Raw genomic sequence first — 12169 nt, forward strand, 5'->3', positions numbered from 1 at the left:
TAATTTATAAGATTTTTGAAATAAATAATCTGTATATATCTGCTTAAATCTTTTTAAAATCTGCGTGAAACAAAAAAAACTTTGCGTCTCTGCGACTTTGCGAGATTAAAAAAAACTCTACGAGAAACCTCGGTCCAACTCTACGGAATTAAGTATCTTGCAACCGTTAAAAACAACAAAACAAAATTATGAGCCAGCAATGTGTAATTTTCGATATGGACGGCGTTATTTGCCATACCAATCCCGATCATGCAAAAGCTTTTCAAGCATTCTTTGACAAATATCAGATTCCTCATTCAGAGAAAGAATTTGAAGAACATATGTACGGAAAACATAACGGATATATTATGACACATTTTTTCAAGCGCCCAATTACAGGAGAAGAATTGGCTAAACTTGAAGATGAAAAAGAAGGAATGTTTCGTGACATTTATAAAGATAAAGTAGAAACGATTCCACACTATTTGGAGTTTTTAAGCGAACTAAAATCTCGCGGATTTAAAACGGCAGTCGGAACATCTGCGCCTCGCGCGAATTTGGATTTGATTGCGAATGCTTTGAAACTAGGTGAAAAAATGGATTCGATGATGTCATCAGAAGATGTTAAATTTCATAAACCAAATCCAGAAGTGTATCTAAAATCGGCAGAAAGAGTTGGTGTTTCGCCGTCGGATTGTGTGGTTTTCGAAGATTCTTTTTCGGGTGTTACGGCGGGATTAAATGCCGGAATGAAAGTGGTTGGTGTTTTGAGTTCGCATACAAAAGAAGAACTTCCGCCGTGTGATTTTTATATTAATGATTATAGTGAAATTAATGTCGATAAAATTTTGGAGTTATTAAACCTAAAATTTTGAACCATTTAAGAAATATAAGTTCATTTAAATAAAGGAACATAATTTAAATTGCCTCCAGTTTTAACTGGAGGTTTTTTTTATGAATGATTAGCAAACCCGACAGGTTTTTAAAACCTGTCGGGTTTCGCTGCGTAATCTTTGTCGAGATGCGAGTGTGATTTCTCTCTCAAAGCCTTGGGATCGAAATGACAAATTAAACGGATAGCCTTTACTCCTTAGAAATATTTTTTATCTGAATATTTCTAAAATCAATTGGCGAACGCTCATAATTCAAAGAAATTTTACCTTCTGTAGAAGAAGCTTCGGTACATTCATTTACTAATTTTCCGTTTAAATATTGCTTGATTTTTCCGTTTAAAGATTTAATGACAACTAAATTCCATTCGCCATAAGGTTTTTCATTTTCTAAAAATTTAGGAGAAACTACACTTGCGCCAGCTTCAACTAATTTTCCATTCACTTTTGCTGTTACGTTATCCAAAAAGATAAAGTCGCCAGTAACGTTTTCTTTTATTTGAAACTGAATTCCTTTTGGCCAGATTTTATCAGAAGCATCTAACGGAATATTATACATCACACCGCTGTTTTTTGTGCCTTTCATTTTGTATTTCTCGTCGAGATTCCATCTGTATTCAAGCGCAAGTTCAAAGTTTTTATAGCTTTTTTTGGTCATCAAACAGCTAGGATCTTCGCCGTGCATGCGAATCATTCCGTCTGTGAATTCATAAACATTTGATGGTTCCTGTTGCGCTGTATTTGATTTTGTAAAAGCATACCAATCGTTTATTTCTAAACTTTTTTGCTGAACGAGACATGAATTTAGAATAAAAAGTAGAGCAAAAGCAAAAGTTGATTTTTTGAACATGATTGTGAATTTGAAATGAAGTTGATTTATTTTTCTTCCCAGAAGATTTTTTGATTATGAGCTACAAGATATAGATAAGATGTGTCTTTAATCCTAGTGTCTTTTTTCAAATCAAAAATATAAGACCCTTTAGATTGTGTATTTCTTTCTGTGCCGCACCAGCTCCAATTGAGTTGATTAACTTTTTTGTTGCTGATAATTCCGCTAATTTGTTCGTATGGAATACTACCATCAAATTTAAATTGTTTGAAGCTAATATATTCTGTTGAACTACCATTCTTTAAGTTGCCAATTAAAGTTCCTGCAATTACTAATGAATCAATATCTTCTCCTGTTTTATTGTGAAATTTTACATGGATACTTCTGAAGTTTATAAAACTACACAATACAATTATACTTAATAATGTAATAATAAAAAATGTAGTTTTCTTTTGTTTCGGTATTGTCATATTCTTACTCGAATGATTTAGTTGATAAACAAATCTAGGAATAAATGAAATTGCCTCCTGCTTTAGCTGGAGTTTTTTTTATGTTTTAAAGAGAAAAGGCTTTACCTGAAAATTAGCTCTATTTGAACATTACATTTGTCATTCCAATTGCTATAAAAAGAAAAACAGATGCGCTAAGTAAAATCCATAGGAGTTTTGGAATTAGCTTCATTTTTAAACCAAACATTGAAATTGAATTTACAAAAGAAAAAATAACAAGCAAACAGCATAGTGATAAAGAACCTATGCTACCGTATTTGTATATCCATCTAAATTCATCAGAAAATCTAAATCTTTGTACATAATATTTTATTAAGCAACTTAAGATAAACAAGGCAGGAATTGCAATTGCAAATTTTTGAGTTAAGTCAAGATTTCTGAGATTTTTCAATATGAAATTTATTAAGAGAAAAGATTTTGGTTTTAATCATTTGTTTTTAATCTTTAGAAAAACTTCATTTCTAAACCAATTTTCATCCTCTTTAGTTTCAAAAATTCGTTTAGGAAAATATATGCATTGATCCTTTGATAGGTATAAAAGAAAAAGATCATTTAATTCTAAAACTTTTATAAAGCTCTTTAAGTCAATTGTGCTTTCAGATATTTCACCTACAGTAGAAACAATTTTATCTTTAAAAATTTCATGTTGCATTTCTCTAAAGAAATTTTCATTTTCCTTTGAGTTTGCAAACCTCCAATATCGAAAAAATGTAATTGTTGGAAAGAGGAATCCAAAGACAATCATAAAAACATCGAGAGAATCTTTTTTATCCTTAAATAAAATTGCAATAGAGAGGAATAACATAAAAGCATAAAACCACCATTGCTTTTTTAATAGAATTCTAATAATAAATAAGAAATATTCGTTTTTAGTAAGTTGAAATTTTTTGGTTTTGATCATAATTTATTTGTAAAAATCGGGATAATCTTTAGACTCAAATATAATAAAAAAGAGTTTTTATAAAAGTAAAAGGATTTTATAAGTATAAATCAAAATACACCAAAAACAACAAAGCTTCTGAAGAAAATCTTCAGAAGCTTTGTTTAAGTGCGGATAATAGGACTCGAACCTACACGCCTTGCGGCACCAGATCCTAAGTCTGGCACGTCTACCAATTTCGCCATATCCGCGGTAATTGTGGGTGCAAAGATAAGCATACTTTCGAATATTCAAAGAAAAATTTCAAAAAAATTATTAATTCTCTTTTTCGTACTTTTGGGTTTCTATAAAAATAATTTAAATGGAAAATATTAAGTCCTACGTTCAACAACATAAAGATCGGTTTATCAATGAATTGATCGAATTATTAAAGATTCCGTCGGTAAGTGCCGACACTGCATATTCACAAGATGTTATTGACACAGCAGAGGCTGTAAAAGAAAGTTTATCAAAAGCAGGATGCGATTATGTCGAAACTTGCGACACTCCAGGTTACCCAATTATCTACGGAGAGAAAATAATCGATCCAAATCTTCCAACAGTTTTAGTTTACGGACATTACGATGTTCAACCGCCAGATCCATTAGAATTATGGACTTCACCACCTTTTGAACCGGTTATCAAAACTACAGAAATTCACCCTGACGGAGCCATTTTCGCGCGTGGAGCATGTGACGACAAAGGTCAGATGTATATGCATGTAAAAGCGCTTGAATTAATGGTACAAAGCAATACGTTGCCTTGTAACGTAAAATTCATGATCGAAGGCGAGGAAGAAGTAGGTTCAGCAAGTTTGGCTTGGTTCGTAGAACGCAATCAGGAAAAACTGAAAAACGACGTTATTTTGATTTCTGATACCGGAATGATTTCAAACCAACAACCGTCAATCACGACAGGTTTGAGAGGTTTGAGTTATGTTGAGGTTGAAGTTACAGGTCCAAATCGCGATTTGCATTCAGGATTGTACGGTGGAGCAGTGGCGAATCCAATTAATATTTTGGCAAAAATGATTGCTTCGCTTCACGATGAAGACAATCATATTACGATTCCGGGATTCTATGATAAAGTTCAGGAATTATCTGCAGAAGAAAGAGCTGAAATGGCAAAAGCGCCTTTCAACTTAGAAAAATATAAAAAAGCATTAGACTTAAATGATGTTTACGGCGAAAAAGGTTACGTAACAAACGAAAGAAACTCAATTCGTCCAACATTAGACGTAAACGGAATCTGGGGCGGTTACACTGGTGAAGGCGCAAAAACAGTTATTGCGAGCAAAGCTTTCGCTAAAATCTCGATGCGTTTGGTTCCGAATCAAGATTGGGAAGAAATCACAGAATTGTTTTCAAAACATTTCACAAGTATTGCTCCGGCGGGAGTTACAGTAAAAGTAACGCCTCACCATGGAGGTCAAGGTTATGTAACGCCAATAGACAGCATTGGTTATCAGGCAGCAAATAAGGCCTATACAGAAACGTTTGGCGTTCCCGCAATTCCGGTTCGTTCAGGAGGAAGTATTCCAATCGTAGCTTTATTCGAAAAAGAATTAAAAAGCAAAACGATTTTGATGGGATTTGGTTTAGACAGCGACGCAATTCACTCGCCAAACGAGCATTTCGGAATCTTTAATTACTTGAAAGGAATTGAAACGATTCCGTTGTTTTACAAGTATTTTGTGGAATTGAGTAAATAAGAAGATGAAGATTAAAGTTGCCTTTTCATTAGTTCTAATTTTCTTTTTATTTTCATGTGGAAATTCAGAGAAAAGATCTATCCCTGTAAATTCAGAGAAAGAATCTGTTTCAGTAATTAAGCAAGTAAAACCTGGTGAAAAAGTAAAGGCTTATTCTTTGGGCGAAGTGTTTACTGCTGATGGTATACCGTTAGGGTCAGAACAAAATCTTAAAAATGAATTAAATGAAAGAGCTCTTGGTAAAATAAGGGAACTTAGTCCGAAAGAAAACGATTTTATTTGTAATTGTGTTATTGAAGATGTTCGAAATTCAAAAGATTGTGATTCTATTCTTCTTGTGAGTTTAAAGAGATGCAATGCACTTTTGAAAAAGCAGCGACAAGAAAAACCGGATTTTTACTTTTATTCAAAAGATGGTGATTTTATTGGTACTAAACCAACAGTAAAAAAACAAATTCAACAAGAATTAAAAGATGCAAAAGTAAAAGCTATTTCAGATCCACTTTTAGATGATGCTTTAGACTGTCTCGGAAGGCGATACAGAAAAATGACAACAAAAGAAATTAATAATCATGAAGATATGCTTCTTGAGTGTTTAATAGATAATTCCTAATACAGAGAATAAAATCTTTTTTTTAGGCTTAAATATTAGAAAAATCCGTTCAGCAATGAGCGGATTTTTTTGTTTACAGAGTTTTGGAATTTAAATATTGCAATTTCATGGAATTTAGTATTTTTATAAGAAAAATAACTAAAAAAATACCACGATGCTCCCAAAATCAGATTTAGTTTTTAAAGCGAAAATACTTTTGTGTTCGGCTTTTATTTTGTTTTTCAATGTCAGAACCATCGCGCAGGAAGCAAAGCCAAAGCCTACTTCGGAGGAAGCACAAAAAATGCGAAATGACATCGAAGCCTATTATGCGAATACTACTTTTAAAATTAAAAATTACGAAGGAGTTTTTGTTGGAGAAAAGAAATTTACTGCTCTTAACGAAATAGAAAAAATAGCGGTTCTAAAAGTATTTTTTGAAAACAGGAAATTATCTAAAGAACAAATTGCCGAAAAACTTAAAAAAGGCGGTCCAGAGTTTGAAGAAATCACGCTTTCTAAAGTTGCTCCAATTAAGGAAATAAAACCTCAAAACGGCTATTATCTAACAGCAGATTTAACCGAAAAACCAACTTACCCAGGCGGAATGCCTGAGTTTTATAAATTTGCTGGTCATTTTTTTAAAGTGCCATCAACACCAACAGGAATTGTGTTAAAAGGAACCATACGTGTTACCTTTATCGTACAAAAAGATGGCTCACTAACCGATATGCAAGTGGTAAAAGATCTTGGTTACGGCACGGGCGAAGAAGCTTTGAGAGTACTACGATTATCCCAAAAATGGATACCTGGCAAACTAAACGGCCAAGTAGTCGCCGCTAAATTTCATCTTCCAATTTCTATTCAAGAACCTGATAAAGAACAGTAAAATTATAATTGATTAGAAAATTTTGATCATAAAAGTTGCACGTTTGATTTTTATCTCTACATTTGTAGAACAATATCTATAACTGTAGAACAAATCCTTTTTTATGAAAAACTTTTTTTTAATATTTTTATTCGGATTTATGCTTTTGAGTTGTAAAAGCAAACCAGTCAATCAAAAAATTGATCATAAGAAAGAAGGTGTTTGGATTGATAATTATACACAAGACGGCACAGTATACAAATCTTATGAATATTATAAACACGATGTTCCGGTTAAAAAATGGAAATCGTATATTAACGGAAAGCTTTATAAAACCGAAAAATACAAAAACGGAATTTGTATCATGAAAAGTTATTACGAAAACGGAAAATTAGAATCAAAAGGAAAAACAAAATTAGAAGCGAATTCGGTTGAAACGCATTGGTTTTATTTTGGAGAATGGAAATTCTATTCGGATAATGGAAAATTGAAAAGCATCAAAAATTATAATAAAGGCGAATTAATCTCAGAACAAAAATACCCAATAATAGGCCAAAATTAAACCATGAAAAAAATAATTGCTTTTAGTTTTATTGTCATGATTTGTCTTTCCGCGAAAGCGCAGACTTATAAAGAATGGATTCGCAAAGCAGATTCTTGCTACGGAAAAGAAGACTATAAAATGGCTGTTGCGTATTATGAAAAAGCGTTTAAAGTGGAACAAAAATCTGCGAAAAATTTATACAATGCAGGCTGTTCTGCATCTATGGCAAAAGAGACCAAAAAAGCATTTAAATGGCTCAATCTGGCCATTGACAATGGATTTCAAAACATGGATGAACTTCAAGTTGATAGGGATTTAATGGCATTGCATTCAGAAAAAGAATGGAAAAAAACAATTGAGAAACTCCAAAAGAAATTAGAGATTATTGGAGTAAATTACGATAAGGTACTGGAAAAAGAACTTTCGGAAATTTATATTGAAGATCAGGAAATTCGCGGGGAATTTATGAATGTTTATAAATCTCCAAAACCCGACAAAAAGAAAATTGATAGTATTGGCAAAATCATGATAAGAAAGGACAGTATTAATCTTATCAAGGTTATGAAAATACTGGACGAAAGAGGGTGGTTAGGAAAAGATGTTGTTGGTGTTCAAGGAAATAAGACTTTGTTTTTGGTTATTCAGCATTCTAATTTAAAATACCAGCAAAAGTATTTGCCAATGCTGAGACATGCGGTTAAAAATGGCAATGCAAGTCCAATAAATTTGGCATATTTAGAAGATAGAGTGGCGTTGAGAGAAGGAAGACATCAAATTTATGGAAGCCAGAGTGCCAAGAATAAAAAGACAAATAAATGGTACATATCGCCGCTGATTGATCCAGATAATGTAGATAAAAGACGCGCAGAGGTCGGGCTTGGACCTATAGCAGATTATGCCGCAAAAATGAATATTGAATGGAATTTAGAAGAGTACAAAAAAGAATTACCTGAATTGGAAAAACTTGAAAATATTAAAGAGTAAAGAGTAAAGAGTAGATTTTATTCTTCAGAAAAAAAACAAACAGGAGAGAAAACCTTAGAAGCTTAGTATCTCAGAACCTTAGAACCTTAAAAAAATGCAACTATCAAACGCAGAAGAACAATTAATGGAACATTTATGGAAACTTGAAAAAGCTTTCATGAAAGATTTGCTTGAAGCGTATCCAGAACCAAAACCGGCAACAACAACCGTTGCAACATTGCTAAAGCGAATGATCGACAAAAAATTCGTTGCTTACAATGAATTTGGAAATTCGAGAGAATATTATCCTTTGGTGAAGAAAACAGATTATTTTTCGAAACACGTAAAAGGATTGATCAGCAATTTCTTCAATAATTCGGCATCGCAGTTTGCTTCGTTTTTTACGACCGAAACAAATCTATCTGCTTCAGAATTAGAAGATCTTAAAAAAATAATCGATTCAGAAATTCAAAAGAAGAAAAAATGATAGGCTTTCTTGTAAAATCAGCTATTGCTTTAGGTGCTTTTCTTGCCTTTTACCATTTTGTATTAGAGCGCGAAAAAATGCATCAGTTTAATCGATTCTTTTTGCTTTTTGCGATTGTGTTTTCGTTGGTTGTTCCTTTTGTTTCATTTGAAATTATCAAAGAAATTCCGGTAAATGTATCGAATCAAATTGTTGTGAATCAGCCATTAATTCTGATGCAGAATGTTGTCGAAGAAACCAATTATAAATTGATTTTTTTGTGGAGTTTCTATGCATTGGTGACTTTAATATTGATGCTGAGGTTTGGAAGAAATATTAAAAATTTTAGATCTAAAATCAACAGTAATCCTTCAGTAGATTTTAAAAATTCAAAATTGGTTTTGGTAGAAGAAAAGGTCTTGCCATATACTTTCTTGAATTATATTTTTATTAATGCGGATGATTTTAAAAGCGAAAATATCGAAGACGAATTATACTTGCATGAGTTAGTTCATGTCACTCAAAAACACACATTGGATATTTTGTTTGTGGAGTTTTTGAAAACTATTTTTTGGTTCAATCCTATATTTTTATTTTATAAAAAAGCAATACAACTCAATCATGAATTTCTTGCCGATCAGGAAATTGTGAAAACCTATAATGATGTTCCATTTTATCAAAATCTTCTTTTAAGTAAAGCAAGTGGAAGTCAAACGATTTACTTGGCCAGTAATTTGAATTATTTAGTAACAAAAAAACGATTAATTATGATGAAAAAAAGAACATCAAAAAACACAGCGTTTCTAAAAAAAATTGCTGCCTTGCCTGTCGCCATTGGTTTAATGTTTCTCTTATGTGTGGAAACTATTGCTCAAGAAATTAAAGCAGATACAGGAAACAAAAAAACACAAAATGCTTCGTCTTCAGACAAATATTATGCAAATACAAACTTTGTTTTCAAAAATAAAAACAATACTGTATTTGTTGAAAAGAAATATTCTGAATTGACAGAGCAAGAGAAAAAGCTTATTCCGCCTTCGCCATCTCTTGCAAAGAAAACCCCTGCTTTAAAGGAGTATGAAGGTTTTAAAAACAGCGAAAATTATGCTGTTTGGATTGATGGAAAACACGTCCCGAATTCGGAATTAAATAAATATCAGGCAAGTAATTTTGTTTCTTACTTTAATAGTTTTGTGTATAAAAATGCAAGAAGCAAGAGGTTTCCGCAAAGGTATCAAGTAACATTGTTTACTGCTGAAGGTTATGATAAAGTGTATGGTCAAAATCAAGTGCGAGATGCTGGAACCATAACAATTATGGCTAGTGAAGACTCACATAAAGATAAAATTCAAAAAACGCCAGAAAAAGAAACCACAGTAACTGTAAACGATGTTGAAAGACAGCCAGAATTTCCAGGCGGAATATTGGAATTCTACAAATTTGTAGGCAAAAATTTTAAAACACCAGCAGAGAAAATTGAAGGAAAAGTCATAGTAGAATTTATGATTGAAACAGATGGTTCGCTTTCAGAATTTCAAGTAATAAAAGATTTAGGTTTGGGATTAGGCGATGAGGCAATTCGTGTTTTAAAACTTTCTCCAAAATGGAATCCAGGAATTCAAAAAGGACAGCCAGTTCGTCTGTTGTACACGTTACCGATAACTATTCAATCGGAAAAATAATTTTTAGGTTCAGAGTTACAAAGTTACAAAGTGACAAAGGTTTTTTCTCTTATAAGTTAGACGCACTGCAGTGCGTCTCTACAAAAAACTCTGTCACTTTGTAACTTTGTTTCTTTGTCCCTTCAAAAAAAAATCCGCTTCTTTGCATCAGAGAAGCGGATAAAATAAACTAAAAAAAAATTCTAAAAAATAAAAATTAAAAAAAATGGACTAAAACAAGTCCGGATTATATCCAAAATAGGGTACGATTTGTTCATTGAAAATCACGCCGTATTCTTCTAATTCTTTTAAAATTGGCTCATAAACTTCTTTTTTAATTGGAAGTTGAACGCCAGGAGTTGTAATTTTTCCGTTCAAAATCAACAATGTTGCCATCGCTACTGGCAGACCAACGGTTTTTGCCATTGCGGTGTAAGTTTGGTCATCGCCAATGCAAACCATTTTTGAATCAATTTGTTTTTTTTCTCCGTTGCATTCGAAGCCAAATTTATGATACATGACAATCATGTCTTTATCATCTGGTTCCAAAGCCCAACTATCGGTCAATATTTTTTCTAAAATTTGAGCTGGAGTTGCATTCGGCAGATTTACTTTTTTATTTGCGTTGAATAAATCCAATTCCAAAAGTTTGTCCCACATAATATCGTCTTGATCAATTTTTAAGATGAATCTCGTTTTGATTTCAACAGAATCCGTTGGGTGATAAGGCAAAAATGAATTCATGAATTGACGATAACTCATGTTTTCAGAATCTTCTATAATATAACTGTCGTCAGTCATTCCGAGTTGTACAAACATATTCCAAGCCTTTGAAAAACCAACTCTCCGTATAGTTCCTCGGTATAAAGTCAAAATATCGTCAAGTCCGTAAACTGATCTGTATTTAAGGGAATCTCGGTTTGAATACGCTTCAAATTTTCCGTAACCTTCCACTTCCAAAAATTCAGTTCTGCGAAACAAAGCGCTATACGGAATGTATTTATAAGTTCCTTCTTGAATAAATTTCGCCGCACCGCCTTGTCCGGCTAAAACCACATTTCTTGGTGCCCAAGTAAATTTGTAATTCCATAAATTATTGTCAGATTCTGGCGCTACAAGTCCGCCACAGAAAGATTCAAACAAAAGCATTTTGCCGCCTTTTGATCGGATTTCATCAATTACTTTCATGGCACTCATATGGTCAATTCCAGGATCAAGGCCAATTTCATTCATGAAAATCAAATTGTTTTCTTTCGCTTCATTGTCAAGTGCTTGCATAGCGTCGCTTATATAAGAAGCTGTGACAAGATGTTTTTTGAAATGAAGGCAATCTTTTGCAATTTCAATATGTAAATGTGCCGGAAGCATCGAAATAACAATGGAAGCTTTTTCAATTGCCGATTTTCTTTCTTCAGCATTAAAAATATCTAAAGCAATTGGAGTTGCATTTGGATGCTTTTGTGTCTTTTTTTCGGCCAAGGCCAAAGAAAGATCGGCGACAACCAAATGAAGGTTTTCGCTCTCAGATTTTGAAAGTAAATAACGAATCAATGACGACGCTGAGCGACCCGCTCCAAAAATTAATATGCTTCTCATATTTTATATTTATAACACAAATATATTAAAATGTTATAATTATAACAATATAGAATAGAAAAAAATGCAATTTATTTTTGAAATAAGTTAAAAACCAAATTTTTCAGTTTCGGCCTTATTTTTGGCAAAAAGCAAACACTTTTTTCTAATTGTATTGAGTATTTTTGTGGGGTAATTAGAAAAACAGAAACATGAAAAGAAGAATAGTTTTGACGGGAGCTTTTATCGGAATGTTAGCTATTATTTTAGGCGCTTTTGGAGCTCATTTGCTTAAAAAATATTTATCTGTAGAAGAACTGAATACTTTTGAAGTTGGAGTTCGTTATCAAATGTATCATGCTTTCTTTTTGTTTTTCATTTCGACTCGAAAAGACATTTCTGAAAAAACGTTAAAAACCATTTATAATTTGGTCGTGGCAGGCGTTGTTCTTTTTAGCGGTTCGATTTATTTATTGGCTACAAAAAACTTCACTTTATTCGATTTTAAATTTATAGGATTCGCAACACCTTTAGGCGGAATGCTATTAATTATTGCTTGGTTGACCTTATTTGTTACTATTTTGAGGCAAAAATCATAAAATCCCGAATAAAAAATTCTATCTAAAAATTAATATTTAATTTTGTCTCATAAATAACATATAA

13 protein-coding genes and 1 tRNA gene are annotated in these 12169 nt (G+C 32.5%); 9 read left to right on the plus strand and 5 right to left on the minus strand.

All coding sequences use genetic code 11. From position 1 onward, the window contains the following. The first annotated feature begins 188 nt into the window (after nucleotides 1–188). Nucleotides 189–854 (plus strand): HAD family hydrolase, encoded by a 666-nt coding sequence (locus EYY60_RS17480; protein ID WP_132990588.1) that lies wholly within the window; start codon nucleotides 189–191, stop codon nucleotides 852–854. Between the two features lie 208 nt (nucleotides 855–1062). On the opposite strand, the gene EYY60_RS17485 is transcribed toward EYY60_RS17480, so the two are convergent. The 4 genes from EYY60_RS17485 to EYY60_RS17500 all read right to left on the minus strand — a co-directional run bounded on the left by EYY60_RS17485 (nucleotide 1063) and on the right by EYY60_RS17500 (nucleotide 3338). Further along, nucleotides 1063–1719: a 3-keto-disaccharide hydrolase gene (locus tag EYY60_RS17485; RefSeq protein WP_132990589.1), complete on the minus strand. Its 657-nt coding sequence runs from the start codon at nucleotides 1717–1719 to the stop codon at nucleotides 1063–1065. Between the two features lie 26 nt (nucleotides 1720–1745). Next, nucleotides 1746–2168, minus strand: coding sequence for a hypothetical protein (locus EYY60_RS17490; RefSeq protein WP_132990590.1), 423 nt, complete (start codon nucleotides 2166–2168; stop codon nucleotides 1746–1748). A 466-nt stretch (nucleotides 2169–2634) separates the two neighbouring features. Next, complete coding sequence (locus EYY60_RS17495) at nucleotides 2635–3108, minus strand: YcxB family protein (protein ID WP_132990591.1); 474 nt, start codon at nucleotides 3106–3108, stop codon at nucleotides 2635–2637. Nucleotides 3109–3256: 148 nt separating this feature from the next. Beyond that, nucleotides 3257–3338, minus strand: a tRNA-Leu gene (locus tag EYY60_RS17500). 110 nt (nucleotides 3339–3448) lie between these two features. On the opposite strand from EYY60_RS17500, the gene EYY60_RS17505 reads away from it, so the two are divergent. The 7 genes from EYY60_RS17505 to EYY60_RS17535 all read left to right on the plus strand — a co-directional run bounded on the left by EYY60_RS17505 (nucleotide 3449) and on the right by EYY60_RS17535 (nucleotide 9952). Beyond that, nucleotides 3449–4837: a dipeptidase gene (locus EYY60_RS17505; RefSeq protein WP_132990592.1), complete on the plus strand. Its 1389-nt coding sequence runs from the start codon at nucleotides 3449–3451 to the stop codon at nucleotides 4835–4837. A gap of 4 nt (nucleotides 4838–4841) precedes the next feature. Continuing rightward, nucleotides 4842–5450 (plus strand): hypothetical protein, encoded by a 609-nt coding sequence (locus EYY60_RS17510; protein WP_132990593.1) that lies wholly within the window; start codon nucleotides 4842–4844, stop codon nucleotides 5448–5450. 154 nt (nucleotides 5451–5604) lie between these two features. Further along, nucleotides 5605–6318, plus strand: coding sequence for an energy transducer TonB (locus EYY60_RS17515; protein ID WP_132990594.1), 714 nt, complete (start codon nucleotides 5605–5607; stop codon nucleotides 6316–6318). Between the two features lie 103 nt (nucleotides 6319–6421). Further along, nucleotides 6422–6859 (plus strand): toxin-antitoxin system YwqK family antitoxin, encoded by a 438-nt coding sequence (locus tag EYY60_RS17520; RefSeq protein ID WP_132990595.1) that lies wholly within the window; start codon nucleotides 6422–6424, stop codon nucleotides 6857–6859. Between the two features lie 3 nt (nucleotides 6860–6862). Beyond that, nucleotides 6863–7825, plus strand: a complete 963-nt coding sequence (locus tag EYY60_RS17525; RefSeq protein ID WP_132990596.1) for a DUF6624 domain-containing protein — start codon at nucleotides 6863–6865, stop codon at nucleotides 7823–7825. A 94-nt stretch (nucleotides 7826–7919) separates the two neighbouring features. Next, nucleotides 7920–8291, plus strand: a complete 372-nt coding sequence (locus tag EYY60_RS17530) for a BlaI/MecI/CopY family transcriptional regulator (RefSeq protein ID WP_026726910.1) — start codon at nucleotides 7920–7922, stop codon at nucleotides 8289–8291. Next, nucleotides 8288–9952, plus strand: coding sequence for a M56 family metallopeptidase (locus EYY60_RS17535; RefSeq protein WP_132990597.1), 1665 nt, complete (start codon nucleotides 8288–8290; stop codon nucleotides 9950–9952). Before EYY60_RS17530 ends, EYY60_RS17535 begins: the two co-directional genes overlap by 4 nt. A 210-nt stretch (nucleotides 9953–10162) precedes the next feature. Here the strand turns inward: EYY60_RS17535 and EYY60_RS17540 are convergent, their stop codons facing one another. Beyond that, on the minus strand, nucleotides 10163–11527 hold the full coding sequence (locus tag EYY60_RS17540; RefSeq protein ID WP_132990598.1) for a saccharopine dehydrogenase family protein: 1365 nt from the start codon (nucleotides 11525–11527) through the stop codon (nucleotides 10163–10165). Nucleotides 11528–11718: 191 nt separating this feature from the next. On the opposite strand from EYY60_RS17540, the gene EYY60_RS17545 reads away from it, so the two are divergent. Further along, nucleotides 11719–12105, plus strand: coding sequence for a DUF423 domain-containing protein (locus EYY60_RS17545; RefSeq protein ID WP_132990599.1), 387 nt, complete (start codon nucleotides 11719–11721; stop codon nucleotides 12103–12105). Nucleotides 12106–12169: the final 64 nt, after the last annotated feature.

It is taken from the genome of Flavobacterium zhairuonense, from assembly GCF_004352915.1.
GTDB lineage: Bacteria > Bacteroidota > Bacteroidia > Flavobacteriales > Flavobacteriaceae > Flavobacterium > Flavobacterium zhairuonense.

Excerpts from the sequence above, each read along its gene's own strand:
- EYY60_RS17480 (WP_132990588.1), top strand. The coding sequence starts at position 189 with ATGAGCCAGCAATGTGTAATTTTCGATATGGACGGCGTTATTTGCCAT.
- EYY60_RS17485 (WP_132990589.1), bottom strand. The coding sequence starts at position 1,719 with ATGTTCAAAAAATCAACTTTTGCTTTTGCTCTACTTTTTATTCTAAAT.
- EYY60_RS17490 (WP_132990590.1), bottom strand. The coding sequence starts at position 2,168 with ATGACAATACCGAAACAAAAGAAAACTACATTTTTTATTATTACATTA.
- EYY60_RS17495 (WP_132990591.1), bottom strand. The coding sequence starts at position 3,108 with ATGATCAAAACCAAAAAATTTCAACTTACTAAAAACGAATATTTCTTA.
- EYY60_RS17505 (WP_132990592.1), top strand. The coding sequence starts at position 3,449 with ATGGAAAATATTAAGTCCTACGTTCAACAACATAAAGATCGGTTTATC.
- EYY60_RS17510 (WP_132990593.1), top strand. The coding sequence starts at position 4,842 with ATGAAGATTAAAGTTGCCTTTTCATTAGTTCTAATTTTCTTTTTATTT.
- EYY60_RS17515 (WP_132990594.1), top strand. The coding sequence starts at position 5,605 with ATGCTCCCAAAATCAGATTTAGTTTTTAAAGCGAAAATACTTTTGTGT.
- EYY60_RS17520 (WP_132990595.1), top strand. The coding sequence starts at position 6,422 with ATGAAAAACTTTTTTTTAATATTTTTATTCGGATTTATGCTTTTGAGT.
- EYY60_RS17525 (WP_132990596.1), top strand. The coding sequence starts at position 6,863 with ATGAAAAAAATAATTGCTTTTAGTTTTATTGTCATGATTTGTCTTTCC.
- EYY60_RS17530 (WP_026726910.1), top strand. The coding sequence starts at position 7,920 with ATGCAACTATCAAACGCAGAAGAACAATTAATGGAACATTTATGGAAA.
- EYY60_RS17535 (WP_132990597.1), top strand. The coding sequence starts at position 8,288 with ATGATAGGCTTTCTTGTAAAATCAGCTATTGCTTTAGGTGCTTTTCTT.
- EYY60_RS17540 (WP_132990598.1), bottom strand. The coding sequence starts at position 11,527 with ATGAGAAGCATATTAATTTTTGGAGCGGGTCGCTCAGCGTCGTCATTG.
- EYY60_RS17545 (WP_132990599.1), top strand. The coding sequence starts at position 11,719 with ATGAAAAGAAGAATAGTTTTGACGGGAGCTTTTATCGGAATGTTAGCT.